Source organism: Virgibacillus necropolis (assembly GCF_002224365.1).
Taxonomy (GTDB): domain Bacteria; phylum Bacillota; class Bacilli; order Bacillales; family Amphibacillaceae; genus Virgibacillus_F; species Virgibacillus_F necropolis.
The window spans coordinates 3,405,871-3,422,516 of the sequence record NZ_CP022437.1 but is presented as its reverse complement, the minus strand read 5'-3'; the positions used below and the strand labels follow the sequence as shown (position 1 = coordinate 3,422,516).

General features: G+C 36.5%; 17 protein-coding genes. 10 read left to right on the top strand and 7 right to left on the bottom strand.

What is annotated here, in order from left to right; genetic code table 11:
- Positions 1-22 precede the first annotated feature (22 nt).
- Both CFK40_RS16250 and CFK40_RS16245 read left to right on the top strand, forming a co-directional pair.
- Positions 23-1,390, top strand: coding sequence for an ammonium transporter (locus CFK40_RS16250; protein WP_089533455.1), 1,368 nt, complete (start codon positions 23-25; stop codon positions 1,388-1,390).
- Between the two features lie 230 nt (positions 1,391-1,620).
- A complete protein-coding gene (locus tag CFK40_RS16245) occupies positions 1,621-3,213 on the top strand; it encodes a long-chain-fatty-acid--CoA ligase (RefSeq protein WP_089533454.1) in 1,593 nt (530 codons plus the stop codon).
- Between the two features lie 55 nt (positions 3,214-3,268).
- Here CFK40_RS16245 and CFK40_RS16240 read toward each other — a convergent pair whose 3' ends face one another.
- The 3 genes from CFK40_RS16240 to CFK40_RS16230 all read right to left on the bottom strand — a co-directional run bounded on the left by CFK40_RS16240 (position 3,269) and on the right by CFK40_RS16230 (position 5,218).
- A complete protein-coding gene (locus tag CFK40_RS16240) occupies positions 3,269-3,784 on the bottom strand; it encodes a DUF3231 family protein (RefSeq protein ID WP_089533453.1) in 516 nt (171 codons plus the stop codon).
- A gap of 168 nt (positions 3,785-3,952) precedes the next feature.
- Entirely contained in the window at positions 3,953-4,402 is a 450-nt protein-coding gene (locus tag CFK40_RS16235; protein ID WP_089533452.1) for a YndM family protein, read from the bottom strand.
- Between the two features lie 117 nt (positions 4,403-4,519).
- Positions 4,520-5,218, bottom strand: coding sequence for a YetF domain-containing protein (locus tag CFK40_RS16230; RefSeq protein ID WP_089533451.1), 699 nt, complete (start codon positions 5,216-5,218; stop codon positions 4,520-4,522).
- Positions 5,219-5,348: 130 nt separating this feature from the next.
- Here CFK40_RS16230 and CFK40_RS16225 point away from each other — a divergent pair, with 130 nt between their 5' ends.
- The 3 genes from CFK40_RS16225 (at position 5,349) to CFK40_RS16215 (ending at position 7,481) form a co-directional block, all read left to right on the top strand.
- Positions 5,349-5,447, top strand: a complete 99-nt coding sequence (locus CFK40_RS16225; RefSeq protein WP_089533450.1) for a YjcZ family sporulation protein — start codon at positions 5,349-5,351, stop codon at positions 5,445-5,447.
- Between the two features lie 347 nt (positions 5,448-5,794).
- On the top strand, positions 5,795-7,177 hold the full coding sequence (locus CFK40_RS16220; protein WP_227001801.1) for a DUF2254 domain-containing protein: 1,383 nt from the start codon (positions 5,795-5,797) through the stop codon (positions 7,175-7,177).
- 94 nt (positions 7,178-7,271) lie between these two features.
- On the top strand, positions 7,272-7,481 hold the full coding sequence (locus CFK40_RS16215) for a hypothetical protein (protein ID WP_089533449.1): 210 nt from the start codon (positions 7,272-7,274) through the stop codon (positions 7,479-7,481).
- A gap of 271 nt (positions 7,482-7,752) precedes the next feature.
- Here CFK40_RS16215 and CFK40_RS16210 read toward each other — a convergent pair whose 3' ends face one another.
- Positions 7,753-8,280: a CBO0543 family protein gene (locus CFK40_RS16210; RefSeq protein WP_152640146.1), complete on the bottom strand. Its 528-nt coding sequence runs from the start codon at positions 8,278-8,280 to the stop codon at positions 7,753-7,755.
- A 151-nt stretch (positions 8,281-8,431) separates the two neighbouring features.
- Between CFK40_RS16210 and CFK40_RS16205 the strand changes: the two genes are divergently transcribed.
- From CFK40_RS16205 to CFK40_RS16195, 3 genes are all read left to right on the top strand, one after another.
- A complete protein-coding gene (locus tag CFK40_RS16205) occupies positions 8,432-9,220 on the top strand; it encodes a hypothetical protein (protein ID WP_089533447.1) in 789 nt (262 codons plus the stop codon).
- A gap of 5 nt (positions 9,221-9,225) precedes the next feature.
- Positions 9,226-9,690 (top strand): hypothetical protein, encoded by a 465-nt coding sequence (locus CFK40_RS16200; protein WP_089533446.1) that lies wholly within the window; start codon positions 9,226-9,228, stop codon positions 9,688-9,690.
- A gap of 199 nt (positions 9,691-9,889) precedes the next feature.
- Positions 9,890-11,518, top strand: a complete 1,629-nt coding sequence (locus CFK40_RS16195) for an aryl-sulfate sulfotransferase (RefSeq protein ID WP_089533445.1) — start codon at positions 9,890-9,892, stop codon at positions 11,516-11,518.
- Between the two features lie 312 nt (positions 11,519-11,830).
- Here the strand turns inward: CFK40_RS16195 and CFK40_RS16190 are convergent, their stop codons facing one another.
- From CFK40_RS16190 to CFK40_RS16180, 3 genes are all read right to left on the bottom strand, one after another.
- Entirely contained in the window at positions 11,831-13,153 is a 1,323-nt protein-coding gene (locus tag CFK40_RS16190) for a hemolysin family protein (protein WP_089533444.1), read from the bottom strand.
- Positions 13,154-13,224: 71 nt separating this feature from the next.
- Complete coding sequence (locus tag CFK40_RS16185) at positions 13,225-13,638, bottom strand: MerR family transcriptional regulator (RefSeq protein ID WP_161493893.1); 414 nt, start codon at positions 13,636-13,638, stop codon at positions 13,225-13,227.
- A 177-nt stretch (positions 13,639-13,815) separates the two neighbouring features.
- A complete protein-coding gene (locus CFK40_RS16180; RefSeq protein ID WP_089533442.1) occupies positions 13,816-14,934 on the bottom strand; it encodes an MGDG synthase family glycosyltransferase in 1,119 nt (372 codons plus the stop codon).
- A gap of 148 nt (positions 14,935-15,082) precedes the next feature.
- Between CFK40_RS16180 and CFK40_RS16175 the strand changes: the two genes are divergently transcribed.
- Entirely contained in the window at positions 15,083-15,634 is a 552-nt protein-coding gene (locus CFK40_RS16175) for a YkoP family protein (protein ID WP_089534422.1), read from the top strand.
- Between the two features lie 86 nt (positions 15,635-15,720).
- Positions 15,721-16,593 (top strand): metallophosphoesterase, encoded by an 873-nt coding sequence (locus tag CFK40_RS16170; protein WP_089533441.1) that lies wholly within the window; start codon positions 15,721-15,723, stop codon positions 16,591-16,593.
- Positions 16,594-16,646: the final 53 nt, after the last annotated feature.

Sequence of the window (16,646 nt, the reverse complement as noted above, 5' to 3'; positions counted from 1 at the left end):
TTTTTCAAGGAGGAAATTAATAATGTTTAAGAAAACTGGTTTTTTATTAATTCTTTTTTCAGCTATAGCAACCCCAACATATGCAGCAACCCCGACAACAGAATCACTGGAATTATCGATTAACTTGGTATGGGTTATGCTTGCTGCGTTTTTAGTGTTTTTCATGCATGCCGGATTTGCAATGGTAGAATCGGGTTTCACAAGAGCAAAGAATTCATTAAATATCTTGATGAAAAACTTTTTAACTATTAGTTTAGCAACATTGTTATATTTCGTTATTGGATTTGGTCTTATGTTTGGTACATCTGCAGGTGGCTTTTTTGGTATAGACGGGTTTTTACTCCGTGGCCGTGCAGATATTGATTTCTTTGTTTTCCAAGCCGTATTTGCAGCGACATGTGCGACTATCATCTCAGGTGCTGTTGCAGAAAGAATAAAATTAAGCAGCTATATCATAATTACGATTGCCATGACTGCCGTTATTTATCCTGTGGTCGGACACTGGGTATGGAATGGTGGATGGTTAGCCCAATTAGGTTTTGTTGATTTCGCTGGTTCATCGGTTGTTCACTTGACCGGCGCTGTTGGTGCGTTGACAGTAGTGTTAATTCTTGGACCACGTATTGGAAAATACAGCGGTAAAAAAATCAACGCAATTCCTGGACATAATATTCCATTAGGAGCACTTGGTGTATTCATTCTATGGTTAGGTTGGTTCGGGTTTAATGGCGGTAGTACGCTTGCAGCAGATCCTAGTCTAGTACCAAGAGTTGTTGCAGCAACTTTACTTTCTACTTCTGCTTCCCTTGTTGCAGCGGCTTTTTACACGAAACTACGGTTCAATAAAATTGACCCGTCTCTCTCGCTCAATGGTGTATTGGGCGGACTAGTTGGGATTACTGCGGGTTGTGCGAATGTATCACTTGGTGGTTCCATTATTATCGGCTTGGTATCTGGCGTTATTCTTGTTGAAGGAATTCGTTTTCTCGAAACAAAAGCTAAAATCGATGACCCTGTGGGAGCAATAGGCGTTCATGGAATCTGTGGAATATGGGGTACGCTTGCAGTTGGATTATTTGATGTTGCTGGAGGAGGCGGACTATTCTACGGTGGCGGCCCAGACCTATTTTTGACTCAGTTAGTCGGTGTAGTAGCAGTTATCGTTTGGACAATGCTTACTGTTGGTTCATTCACATACGCGATCAACAAAGCGTCTTCTATCCGGGTTTCTAAAGAGGACGAAATTGCTGGTTTGGATTTTGCCGAGCATGGTTCCAATGCTTATGAATTAAAAGAAACTTTACTAACTAGTGAGACAGAACCTCTTTATGGCAAGTCAATAGGTAGTGATCTGGCAACCCGTTTAAATAGCTTAGGGAAACCAAGCTGACAAGAACTTTTCCTGGTTATTCGTAATATTTTGTAACTAACATAATGTTTAACATAGAATTTGCTATAAAAAAGCTTGGAAAATTTCCAAGCTCTTTTAAATTCACGTAAGTATAGCAATCATTTCACTTGTAAAACAGGCTTGAGTATATTACTTTATATAATAAGACTAAATATTTAGATATTTCATCATTGCAATAGATCTAATAAATAATAAGGAGTGGTAAACGCATGTTTTCTCCATTAACCCCGCTTGATTGGAAACGCAGAGCAGTGAAATATTATCCAGAAAAAGTAGCTGTTATTGATGAAAATAAACAATTTACGTACAAAGAGTTTGGTGAACGAACAGACAAGCTTTCTGTTGCCTTACATAAAGCTGGTATTCAAAAAGGTGATCATGTTGCAGTAATGTTGCCCAATACCCATTATATGTTGGAAAGCTTTTATGGAATCTGTCAGCTCGGTGCTACAATGGTACCTTTAAATTATCGCTTATCAGCGGAAGACTTAAAGTACATCATTAAGCACAGTGATGCGAAAATGTTAATTGTTGATGAAGAATTTAGTGGACCAATTGAGGAAATCGTAGCTAGTCTCTCCTTGGATCAAATTGTGACTGTATCTGTAGTTGGCCAAGAGACTTCTTTAAAAGGTGTAGATTATGAGGCCTTCCTGCAACATGCTCCAGAAAATGAAATGCTACCAGAGGTCAAAATTGATGAAAATCAACTTTTAACGTTGAACTATACGAGTGGGACTACATCGAAACCAAAAGGCGTGATGCTAACTCACCGTAGTAATTACCTTAACGCGGCAAATTTTATGTATCACCTTGGAGTTAATCATGATGATGTATACCTCCATACTTTACCGATGTTTCATGCAAATGGATGGGGTGGGGTCTGGGCAATTACGGCAGCTGGCGGCACGCATGTTTGTTTGAGAAAGGTCGATCCTTCTCATATTCTTGATTTGTTTGAAAAGGAAAATATCACCTTGTTATGTGGTGCTCCGACAGTTATTAATATGCTGGTGAATGATCCAAAAGCAAAAGAAATGGATATCAAGACTCGCCCACGTATGGCAACTGCAGGAGCTCCTCCAGCTGCAGCGCTCATTAACAAGGCACAAGAAATTCTTGGATTAAATATGATTCATGTCTATGGTCTGACCGAAACGTCACCATTCATTCTTTATTGTGAATGGAAAAAAGAATTTGATGTAAAATCAGCTGATGAGCAAGCAACGATTAAGGCAAGACAAGGTATCGAACTTGCTTTTAATGGAGAAACGAAGGTCATCCACCAAGACGGAGAAGAAGTTGCTTGGAATGGGAAAGAATTGGGAGAAATCATTACCCGAGGCAACGTGGTGATGGAGGGATATTACAAAGATCCTGAAAAAACAGCAGCTGCAATCAAAGACGGTTGGTTCCATACTGGCGATCTGGCGGTCACCTATCCAGATGGCTTTATCGAAATACAAGATCGAGCGAAGGACTTAATTATTTCTGGTGGCGAAAATATTTCTTCTACAGAGGTGGAAGGGGTGTTGTATAAACATCCGGATGTAATGGAAGTGGCTGTCATTGCCGTGCCTGATGAAAAATGGGGTGAAGTACCAAGGGCGATTATAGTATTGCATCCTTATGCAAAAGTTACAGAAGAAGAGGTCATTTCTTATTGCCGATCCGAAATGGCTCATTTTAAAGCTCCAAAGGCAATTGAGTTTGTAGAGTCCTTACCAAAAACTGCAACAGGTAAACTACAGAAGTTCCGTTTAAGGGAAATGCATTGGGATGGGCCGAAGAAGGTGAACTAAATTTAAAACCTGTATCACAAATCAAGCTGCGTGATACAGGTCTTTTTCAAACTTGCTATTGCTCTTTTGTCTTATTAACATGTAATGGTGGTGGAATTAACCATCCTTTTTCTTTGTTCAATTGAAGTAATTTCCCACCCATTTGGACCTTTTTGTTATGGAATTGTCCAAACATCATAGCAATATCCTCTCGGATGCTTTGACCAATTGCTGTACTATCCGCAATAAGACCTTGTGCAATACTTTGAGAAAGGGTGGCTGAAATTTCTGGATCCATAATGCGGGCACCAACTGGTATATCTTCTGAATTTGCTTCAGCGCGTTCCGGTGGGGTTGGTGGTAGTCCAACACCATTCACCTTAAGCATTTTTTCAGTTTCTTCAATTCCTGGTTTTACAATGTTTTGAATCATATCACTGATGAATTTCTTAAGTTCCTTATCTCCAGCATGGTTATAAAGGACCTCATATGCAGCTACTTGTGATTTGGCCATAGAATAGGCACTCCAAATTGCGAATACTTCACCATAATGCATTGGTTCATCTTTCGGATTTCCGCTTAAAATTCCCACATTGTTACCTCCTCATTTAAATTTGACTTTTGTATTATCACCCAATTTAACTATTTTATCCTTTGGGAAATGCCTATCTGAAGAATTGAAAGCCATACTAAAACTATTTTTCATACAGAATTAAATAAAAAAGAGGAAAGGCATGCTTGCCATTTCCGCTTTCCGATTTCATTCTTGGTCTCGTTTATTTTTTTTACTAGTATCTGGTTCCAGTTCGTCACTGAATTCCGTCTGCAGGTTTCTGTCGTAATAACCTGGCATTGTAGCTTGTCCTGTCATAAATTGTTTCTTCATATACCAGTGAACAAGAAGCTCACCAATTGCAATACCAATCGCTGATAAAAGCGAAGCGGATCCAAGTGGAATAGGCCCTTCAAATAAAAAAGAACCCAGTACCCAAACACCTGCAAGAGCTAGAGCGAAGTCAACCATAGCGGCGCCTACATTACCAATCTTGGGTAAAACATACAAATCACCAATAATGAAAGAAGCCCCAGTTAACACGAGACTTGTTATAAGAATATCTGCAAAGGAGACCTCGAATACCGCTCCCAAAATCATCAAAAGCACACCAGTTGTTAAAATGAATTTGATTACTAATGCTGTTATATATTTCATTTAATTAACCCTCCATTCATTTTTTTGTAAATAAACTTTACTAAACTTATTGTAGCCATTTAAACAAAAATGAGCCTAAAAGTTGAGAAATAGATTTAGGAAAACTTTATAAGGAAGTTAGCTTAAGGAGTCATTTCTTTTGTCAATATATAATGTCCCGTCCTTTTGTACCTCAGCATAAAAGACATCTGTAATAGAATTAATCCTCGCTAGTTGTAATTGTTGATCCAACCACTGTTTAGTTAGATTTAGTTTTTCCATGTTACCTTTATCAATTTTACCATCAGAAATGATGCTTGTAGCTATAGGGAAAACATTCGTTGTAACCTGTGGAATGTTCATCTCACTCTTAGTCACGAGTTGTTTTGCTTCCATTTTCATTACTGAAAGCTTGCCACTTGTTTCAAAAATGGCGTAATCAACGTCAGTAACAGAAAATACATTTTTTTGTCTTAAAAGAGCATTTAAAGCATTTATATCTAAACGTGCTTTGCGAAGGGAGCTTTCCATGATTTTACCTTGTTTAATAAGAATTATTGGTTGACCTTCGACAAGTAAGCGGATTTTTTTTGATTTTATATCCAAAAGTCCAAGGACGATTGTGAATGCACTCCAGCCAATTAATGCTAGAAATCCATTACGAATACTTATGGTAGAATCAATCGCTAGTGAAGCACCAATGGTACCAATTGCGATTCCTGATATAAAGTTAAAAAAGGTCATCTGGGAGATCTCTTTTCTCCCCATAATTCTTGTCAATAGTAACAAGGTAAGAAAGGCAATCGCTAACCTTAGTGCTAGTTCTGATAGTGGCATACCCATTCTCCTTTTTCTATTTATCATTACCTTCTAAGCCCATATTTTATAAAACCAATCATTTGCCCATTCATAATCGTTGGCTAAACATAATATGGTATTAATCCTACTAGGAAAGGGGGATTTTTAAATGGGTTATGAAGGATCCGGTGGCGGATTTGCGCTAATCGTTGTTTTATTTATCTTGCTTATAATCGTCGGAGCAGGTGGCTTTGGCGGTGGCTATTAATACAGTGACTGTCTCTAGATCAATATTTTAATGCTCTAACAGAATAAATCTAATAAGTTAGTTCCAAATGGAGCTAGCTTTTTTTACATAGCTTAAATTAGTTCTGTTTATTTCGGTGTTGTTTCTTCCCTTTTTTCATTCCTTACGATTTTCAGCAAACCTTATTTTGCCCTTTTTTTTATTATCAACTCAACTTTTTTAACTATGTATAAACCATACTTTAGTCGTTATCTTAAAAGTGACTCACTATTAAAAGGAATAAATTTTTCTTGTCCATTAAAGATTAAAACACGAGAAAGAACGGGTATAGGAGGTTATATACATCATGAACTAAGAGGAGTGTCGAAATGACGAATTGGAATAAACTCCAAGCCAAAATGAATAAATACAAAAACATGTCAAAAAGGGAGAAATGGCACCAGGTTTACTCAAACCTTTGGGTGACACCAATTATTTATGCAGGGTTGTCTCTATTACTTTTTGCCCTAACCGTGTGGGTGGACCTGAAGATGGAGTTTGGCAACAAGATTCCTTTGATTCTTAGTGCTGATTATCAATTGACCAAAACAATTTTAAGCACCTTAACAGCGGGACTTTTATCATTAAACACCTTTACCTTTTATGGTGTGTTAACAGCTTTAACTACTTTTGCCGGCCAATTTTCTCCGAGAATACTAAAGAATTTTATGATGACAAAGGTGACACAGCGAACACTAGGAATTTTTAACGGGAGCTTTCTGTATGTATTGTTTTGTCTATTATTTCTTAACGGGGAAACAGCCACCCAATATTCCTTGATCCCGGTAACAGCCACATTTCTGACAGCTTTATGTTTAATAGCTTTTGCTATTTTTATTAACCATATTGTCACTTGGCTGCAGGTATCAAATATGACGGGTGATATGAAAAGGGAATCCATCGATATTATTGAGAATTCCTTGCTTAGTGAACTTCAGCCGTACAGGGTAGATGACGAAGGGGTAATAAAAGGTCAAATCCCGGAATCCCAGGGACATCAAATAGGCATGGATAAGTCGGGTTATTTACAAACCGTAGATTTTATTCCATTGATTAAGGAGGCATGTAAGGATGATCTCATCATTCGGCTAGAATACAAAGTTGGCAATTTTGTCTTTGGCTCAACGCCATTGTTAACCTATTGGAAGAATAACGAAGAAACAGCTATTGATGAATTTAAATATAAAAATATGTTTCATATTGGAAATACGCAAACGGAAATTCAGGATATAGAATTCAGTATCAATAAATTTGTTGAAATTGCTATTCGTGCATTGGGCAATGATGACCCCAAAACGGCAACTGGCACCATTTATGAGATTGGAGATTTACTTATAAATATTTCTCGGAAGGCGAAACTCACTCCTTATTTAACCGATAAAGATTATAATTTACGTCTTATTTTAAGAAATCTTTACTTTGACGATTATTTATATATCGGATTCGCCTCTATACGACATTATGCAAGAGATAACGTGGTCATTACCGTTGAGCTATTGAAAGTCCTCGAGGCGATTGCCCAAGGGGTGAGCAAACGAGATTCAAAGCATGTGTGGGAATTTGCTGTTTACACAGCAAGTGGGTTTGAATATGAATATATGCATCAATTGGATAGAAAGAAGTTTTATGATGGTCTCTTTAATATTGCAAAAGCAACGGGTAATGAGGAAGATTACAAGAACCTTACTGAAAAAATAGTACAAAACAATTAAAAAATCCTTTGGAGATAGAAAAGGATAGATAGATGTTTATTGTAGATAGAAAAAGGAAAAGGAATTGAAACATGAGATTGGAGGGATGGAAAACATGAGAACAAATGATAAAAAGTCATCAGATAAAGATAATAATGGTGAACATGTAGAAAAAAGAACGAAACTGGACGAGTTCAAAGATCAACAAATGGTGGATGATATCCCATTGGAAGACTTAAAAATAGAACAAAAAGACGAAAAGAAAAAGTCCAAATCAAAGGACGAATCCCAGAGTGAAAGAAAGTATAAGAAGGACGATAGTTGAACTACCCACCACTTAACATCCTTACGGATTGTTTGAAGTGGGGGATTCTAAAAAAGACATGTATGGTACATGACCGTATCCCGTTCAACTAGGATGCGGTTTTTCCATTTTTCAACTTCAACAGACCTTTTATTTCCAAGTCTGTAAGAGCCCTTGAAGCAAAAAGTTCGTTCGTAGAACGAAACCTGTCTAAGTTGAAAAAATTTGAATGGTAGTACGAACGAATCATAAATTAGGGAAGCTAGTTTTAAAAATTAACTGTCTTTTTATACTAAGTACATTTTCTCTCTATTTTATCAACCAAGCCTTTCACGAAAATCCCCATCAGTATATAAATAGGAAAGGAATACCAATATTTCCACCGTAGCAAAGTATAAATATCAAGTTCGGAAAAAATAGGTTCAGATACAAAAATGGCAAAAAGACTTAGCAACGTAAGGACGACTAAATAGGATTTCCAAGCCCTAAAGTATTGATATAACAACATATAAAATACGGGAATGATTGCTACATCAACGGGATATAATCGACTTACGAAATATGTAAGTTGGGAAGGGTAAGTCCATAAATTTAATGAAATACCGATATCATCCATAATGAGTGCGAGTAAGCTTGTGATCAGACCTACTAGCAAAATGATATTCAATCGTTTTTTATCAACCATAACTGCCCATATCATCCAAAGAACAACTGTTATAGTAACAAGAATCCACCACTGAAAAGAAAACAGAGTGTTTTCAAAAAAGTGTTGTTTTTTTAATTGCGAGTACTTTTCGTGTGTATCTATGATTTCATTCATTATTGCGAGATCCACCCATTCATCCCACCTTCATTGAAGTGTATTACCAATAGGATTTGTTTCGCGTAAATATATATACATTTAGAATAAAAGGCCTTTTTAAGGAAAGCCTATTGATAGACAGTGAAATTATACAATAGGGGATTTTTAAATGAACAATTACACCAATAATAATACGGCTAGACGCTACACAGCACATGTTAGTGTTCTTGGTACCACTCAAATTCATTTAAGAAATCCTTATATAGTTGCTTGGTGGAGCGCTGCTTTTCCAGGATTTGGACATTTGCTTTTATCAAAATATCTTCGTGGATTTGTATTATTTATTTGGGAAGTTGTCGTTAATCTGCAAGCAAAAGTGAATTTGGGAATCATTCTTTCTTTTCAGGGTGATATTGATAAGGTTATTAACGTGTTAGATACTCGATGGCTGCTCATCTATATGCCGGTTTATCTATTCGGGATTTGGGATAGTTATCGAACAACAGTAGATATGAACAAAGTTTTCATATTAGCAGATCGTGAAGAACATCGCTTTAATACATTTGCTATTGGTGCAGTAGAAATTAACTACTTAGATAAAAGAAACCCTTTAATGGCAGTAATGTGGTCACTATTTGTGCCAGGTTTAGGACAACTCTATATCCATCGACTTCTTACGGCTTTTTTCGTTGTTATTTGGACTTGTGTATTTTTTTATTTTTCCCATTTTCTTGAGGCCATCCCCTTATTGATTTTAGGTGGGCTACAGCAGGCTACTGCAGTATTAGATCCCGAATGGCTCCTATTTTTACCTTCGTTATATGGTTTTGCTATGTTTGATTCCTATATGAATACAGTTGAAAATAATAAGCTTTTCGAACAAGAACAACGCAGGTTTTTAAAAGATGAATATCAAAACAAAGATTTCAAACTACTAAAAGGACAAAAAGTGAAGTGAATAGGATGCAGTTATACGCAACTTTTGATCATAACATCTATTTTGAAATGGCTATATCAACGCTTGAAAAGAAAGGGATTAAAAAAGAAAATATATATGCGGTGCCGCTTGATAATCGAACGAAAGAACGCAAGCTGTTTGATAGCATTCATCGGTCAGATGGTACCTCACTAATTGATATTGGTATGGCACTTGCAACAGCTTTTTCAGTTATTGGAATTAGTATTGGCTTTGAATTGGCATGGGGGCCGATTTATTGGGGACTAATAAGTGCGTTTATTGGATTTGTTTTAGGAGTCGCCATTAGATTATTTACTGAATTAGTTATTAAAAAACGAAAAAGAGTTTTAAAAGGGAAGCATATGGAGGTTATCCTAATTGTTGATTGTGAAGAAGGTCAAGCAGAGATAGTAGAGAATATCCTCTGGGAGCACTTTGCAGCAGGAGTAGCCAAAATTAAAAAAAGTTAGTACACGCTTGTGCCTAGTACTTCAGGCACTTTTTTTATTTGGCGAGGGCCATATCTGATAAAAAAGTGAAATTCCTGATATCACTACATAGGTGATAAATTTTGCAAAACCAGCTTACATCATTAGATTGTTCGTTAAAGCTATGCTAACCTAAAACTATATGATGGAATCGACAAATCCATAGCTGGGGGACGAAACTGTGAAAAAGATTTTGATAGGAGCTTTAAGTGGTGCGGTAGTTGTAGGAGCCATTTTCTTTTTTGTCATGTATAGAGAAGAAGATGCTAATCAAGAACAAGAAGTAAAAGGGAAACGCACAGTTTCTGCAGATATGGAGCTAATTAATGAACAAAATTCGATTGAAAAAGTAATTCGTACGACATATGAACAAAGAAGCTATGACCTAAGCGATCCATTGGTTATTTCTGATCCATACAGTGCTGCTCCGTTAACAGCACTTGTTAAGTTTGAAACGGGTGAACCACTAGAAATAACGGTTACAGTTAAAGGCAAGACAAAAGGAACGGATATTGTTAAAACGTATAATGGTTATGATACAAGTCATGCGATCCCTGTACTTGGCCTCTATCCAGATCATGAAAATACGGTAATAGTAGCGGGGGAAAGTGAAGATGGGGTGGTAAAGCAAAAAACACTCTCGGTAACGACAGAACCACTCCCTGAAGGTTTTCTTACGACAGAACTTATTGAATCAGATCCGACAAAAATGGAAAACGGATTAACATTTCTCATTCCAAGTAGTGAATTGGCATATGCAGTCGATAGTAATGGTGATGTTCGCTGGTACTCTACCTTTCCGAATAGCCATGTACTAAAACGGATGGAAAATAGCAATCTACTATATGTAACGAAAAAGGGAGATAAATATAATCTAATACTTGAAATGGACATGCTAGGTCAGGTAGCGAATGCTTATGAAGTAACCGTTAGCAATTATGAAGGATGGGGGATCATTCATCATGATGCGATTGAATTGCCTAATGGAAATATACTCGCTACAGCGCACGATGGAACACAGTATATTGAGGACGAAATGATTGAAATTGATCGTGAAACAGGCGAGTTAGTTGATCAGCTGAATTTCCGTGAGATTATGCCAGAGGATTTTTATCAAGAATATGATGGACCTTCAGCCGAAGATGGCGATTGGTTTCACCAAAATGCCATTTGGTTTGATGAGGATGAAGGGGATATTCTTGTTTCTAGTAGGCACCAGAGTTTAATCATGGAAATGAGTTATCCTGAGGGAGAAATTGACTATATTTTAGCCGCCTATGAAGGATGGCCAGAAGATTATCAAGACTATTTATTAGAGCCAATCGGAGAAGACTTTAAATTTCCAGGTGGACCACATTCTGTGATGACTTTACCTGACTTTGACAATAATGACGCGACAAAGGACATTATGTTATTTGACAATAACATTGCCGTTACGCGGGGAGACGAAAGCGTGAGCGAGGAATACAGCCGTGGGGTCCAATATCGGATTAATACGGAAGAAATGACTGTTAAAGAGATATGGTCTTATGGAAAAGAACGTGGAGAAAACTTCTTCTCCAAATATGTTAGTGATGCCAACTATTTAAGCGAAACAGGAAACAGGTTAATCACATCTGGCTATACACAGCTAGAGGATGGTACGATGCGGAGTATTGTTGTAGAAGTAACAGGGGAAGAGGATCCAGAAGTGGTTTATGAACTGAAAGTAACTGGTTTTGAAGAAGGAGATCACAGACAGATCTACCGCGCAGTTCGAATGCCATTATATCCTGAGAAGTGGGATTTTAATCTCGGACAAACTGGCTAAGAATAATAGAAAAAGACAAGCAACTCTCGCTTGTCTTTTTACCACGTAAAGAAAATATAAAATTTAGCTCTATTAAGCTTACTTATATCAACGGTCATGTCTAGCTCCAGCGCCCAGCAACTAGCAAACTTCACACTCCTCCACTACGATAAGTCAACATCGGTTCGTAGTAAAAGGAAGGCCGACTAAAACCGGGCTTGCCGCCCAACGTCGGCATACCCCTGTTGCAGGGGCATGTTTCCTTTATCTCATTGCGGAGTGCTCCAGTTTGTACGTCGCTAAACAGGCGCTTGCACTTTTCTTAATTTCATTTTACTGTGAAGATGCAGTAGAATAACTAGTTTCTTCTTTTTGATCAAGTTCTCTAGTCTCTACATATTTAACTTGATGTCCTTCCACTTCTTTGACCATGAAGTGATAGTGGCCTTCAGAAATAATCGTTCCTTGCTTTGGTTCGTTATTCTTAGATAACACCCAACCACCAAGTGTATCCAGTTCTTCGTCTGAAATATCAACAGATAATAAGTCGTTTACATCAGAAATTAGCATTTTACCTTCTAATAAATAAGTCTTGTCATCTATCTGTTGAACTTCAGGCGTTTCATCTGAATCAAATTCGTCTCTAATTTCGCCAACGATTTCTTCCAGGATATCCTCAAAGGTAACTAATCCTGCAGTACCGCCATATTCATCAACAACAATTGCCATATGGCTTTGTTCCTTCTGCATTTTAGTTAAAAGTGTTTTAATAGGTGTTGTTTCGATGACGTGAAGGACTGGACGGATATGCTTATCAATATTTTTATCAGATGGATTTTCATCATTAAATAATCCTTTAATATTGACCATTCCTATAATTTCATCCTTATCATCTTCGGCAATTGGGTACCTTGTAAACTTTTCATTTTTCATCACATTAATGTTCTCTTCAAAAGAATCCTCTTTAAATAAGCAAACAATCTCTTTACGAGGGACCATAATTTCTTTTGCTACACGCTCATCAAAATCAAATATCTTATTCACATACTCGATTTCGGAATCGTTTATTTCACCGCTTTTGTGACTGTTTAATAATGTCATCCGCAATTCTTCTTCAGAAAGAGCCTCATCACTTTCCGAGGCAGGGCTAAAGCCAATCAAACCAACTAAAAAGTTAGCTGATCCATTTAGTGCCCAAATGAAAGGATACATGATCCAGTTAAAAAAGATTAACGGAGGAGCAAGTGCTAACGTAACAGCTTCGGCTTTTTGAATGGCAATGGTTTTTGGTGCTAATTCTCCTAATACCACGTGTAAAAAGGTGATAACAGCAAAGGCAACAACAAAGGATATGGTGTGTACCACTCCATCAGATAGATCAAATCTAGCTATCAATGGATGGATAATTTGAGCGAACGCTGGTTCACCGAGCCAACCAATTCCAAGAGCAGTTACGGTTATACCCAACTGACATGCCGAAAGATAGCCATCTAAATTATTAATTACTTTTAAACCAGCTTTAGCTCGTTTATTTCCTTCATTTGCCAAATGTTCAATTCTCGTTCTTCTAACTTTGACTATCGCAAATTCCGAAATTACAAAGAATGCGGTGAGAACTATTAAAACAGCGACTGAAAGCAAACTTAAATATTCCAAATAATCTCCCTACAAATAATGTAGGGATGTCACCTCCTGATATTTTGTTCCATACTTGTAAACGATATAGCTCATCCGAACAATATCGTTATGGTTTGAGCAAGGGATACACCTTGTAAGTTAATAAGTTTCCCTAATGAATTTAGTTGATTTTTATCTAATTGATCGAGATGAGGTTTTAGTTGTAAAATTGCATCTTCAATATCTTTTAATTCACTTTGAAGCGCATGTATTTTTTCAAAAACAACTTTATTATCGTAACTTTCTACATCTTCCATTAGTTCGAAACGTTCCTTAATTTCGTTAAGGGTTAATTTCTCTTGTTTATATAGTTTAATTAGCTTTAATCGTATGACAGCTTCTTCATCGTAATATCTGTATTCATTTGATGAAGACTTTTGGGCATGAATGATTCCTAAATTCGTATAATAATCGATTGTTCTTGTCGATATGCCCATTTCTTTAGAAAGAACTCCTATTCGCATCAACTTCCCATCGTTCATCACCTCTCATGTAAGTATAAGGCAATAGGGGAGAAGTGTACAGTGCAACGTTATAGTTTTTTTACTTCCATTATTTTGTTTCTTACCATGCCAACTTGCAGGCGGAGCAGCTTTAATCTCGATCTGACTCAACTCGCGCACTCCTTCGTTACTTATATGTTAACCCCTTAAGTTTGGACTAGATAAAATCGTTTTTATTATCTTTGATACATCATTACTTTCAACACAGTCATAGAATGTGTCTAAGCGTTTGTTGAATTGTGATAAACCATTTATTAATATGTCAGTTATCTTATCTTCCACGTTGATTGTTGCACTGCTATTCTGTAAATCAAATATTAGTCCTTGACTTTTTAAATAGTGTAAATTGATTTCTTCTTGTCCAGGTAAAGCCTCATAAACAAAGATGGGTAGCTTTTTCCATAAACTTTCAGTAACTGTAACACCTCCAGGTTTGGTAATGATGGCATCGGCTTCATCGTACAATTGATTCATTTCTTTTTTTGAAGATACATAAGGAAGCGGTTTTATATGGGAATGGTTCAGACGTTCAATATAGTGAAGCAGTATTTCGTTTTTTCCGCAAAGTACTTTATAAAGAATGGAACCTGATGGATTTAATCGATTAAGAAGTTTCTGGATAGAACCGGCCCCCATATTACCACCGCTTACCAAAACGGTAAACCTATTGGCTTCTTTATGTGTGGGCGTCACATTTCTAAATAGTGGATCGATAGGAATTCCTGTAACAAAGGTTTGATGGGCTTTTATGCCCCTGGTAATCAACTCATTTTTTACATCTAAACTCGGTACAAAATGATAGTTTATACTATCAACACCCCATAAATTATTAATAAAATAATCAGTGTAAACATTGATGACTGGGCCTGACCAAAGATTCCTCTTTTTTAGTTGTTGAATAATACAGGATGGGAGAGAATGCGTACAAATGATTAGATCCGGTTTTGTTTGTTCAATTAAACGTTGTACTTTTTTTAAAAATAACCATTCATACAAGTAAAACCGTTTATTGGTTCTTTTCTCTTTTACCGCAGCATACTTATAAATTTGGCTATATAGTCTTGGAAGCCTGTGAATCCATTGTAAATAAGCGGATGAGATTAGCGTTTCCAGATTCCCATAACTATAGGATAATAGTTCAACTTCTTCACAATGATAGTCATCGGCTGATTGATTCAATTGAACCTTAATACTATCAGCAACATGATGATGCCCTGATGGTATTTGCAATAAAGGCATAAATAAAATTCGGAACATAATTTAGTCGACTCCTTCACGGTTTAGTTTGTGAAGTTACAGTCTTTACATTCTCAAAACCTTAAATTACCAGTAATAGTTGTACATTATCTAAACAAAATATAACGTATCACTATTATTTAGGTGGGGGAGAACTGGAGTGACTGGAATGAGTAGTAGAATCAGAAAGTATTGCCTTTTTGTGTGGGCTATTTTCGATCCATTATATTTTCATTTTACCCGGTTGCAGTATATTGTAATAAATGGAAATAAGACAATTATTCGCGTTCGTGTAACAAAGTATAAAGGTAAAAAAATAACTTTATCCGACGGAACAGTAATTAATAAAAATGATTTACTCCTTAAAATTCATTTGCATAATGCTAAAATATTGGGACAAACGGTAGGATATAGTGAAATCAGAAGGGCTTTAATCATTTATAAGAGCGTACAGGAATCACTTCCATCTATTGCCCGCTATTTACAGTTTCATGATGACGCTAATGAAATTAAGGGATTGATTGGCATTACAATGCTTTATAAAGGGTGTAAGAAATTAGGCTTTGAAGCCTGTCCCATTCATAACCCATACTATAAATTAGCAAAACAAGTGGCTCTTTCACCAATTTACTTTTTATCATTAAATAAAGCTTTAACTAAGAAAAGGCCGCATCCGATGTACGTGTTTATGTCGAAAGATTGTTTATTTCATAAACATTGAAAGTGTCTAACGGATACCTATCCATAAATTACAAGTTAATTTCCCTCCTTATTCCCTTTATACTAATGTGGAGGAGGAATAAGATAATGTACATTATTATCACGATTTTCACTGTACTAGTAGGTTACTTTTTATATAAAGGCTATAAAAATACGCATTCCGTTGAAATAAATCATATTAAAATAGAAAATGAACCTCAAACAAACGGTGGCACTTCTTTACGAGTTTTGCATATTTCTGATATGCATATTGAAAATATTTCGATGACGCCCAAGCAATTATATGAAAAATTGAAAGGTAAGCCGATTGATATCATTGCTTTGACAGGAGACTTTTTAGATCGAAAACGAAGCATACCAAGGCTTATTCCTTATTTGCAAGTGTTAAATCGATTAAAGCCTGTTTACGGGGCATATGCTGTTTTTGGCAATCATGATTATGTATTGAACAAGCAAAACTTCAATCAGTTAAAAGAAACATTGAATGAACACGGCTTTAAAACACTTCAAAATGAAAATGACAGGATAGATGTGGGCGGCAATTCACTAAATATTATTGGCATTGATAACTTTGGTACAAACCATAGTAACTTAGGTAAAACTTATGATGGACTAGAAAAAGGGTATAATCTTGTTTTAACACATGATCCGAACATCGTTCTAACGATGAAAGACTATCATTTTGACTATCTGCTGTCAGGCCACTTTCATGGTGGACAAATTCATTGGCCAAAGCCATACCACCTTTTTAAAATGGGAAATTTAATTAAGATGAACATGGTAAAAGGGTTACATCAATACAATGGCCGATCATTTTATATAAGCGAGGGGCTAGGCCAAACTGGAATTAATATTCGAGTTGGGAGTCGTCCGGAAATCACCATTCACGATTTGCACATACATCAGATAAATGAAAATAATAGAGTAGAATTTAAGGATTCTACAACAAAAGCCGGATAACTTTATCCGGCTTTAATTTTGGTTTACTGAGATCACAGCAAACATAAAAACAT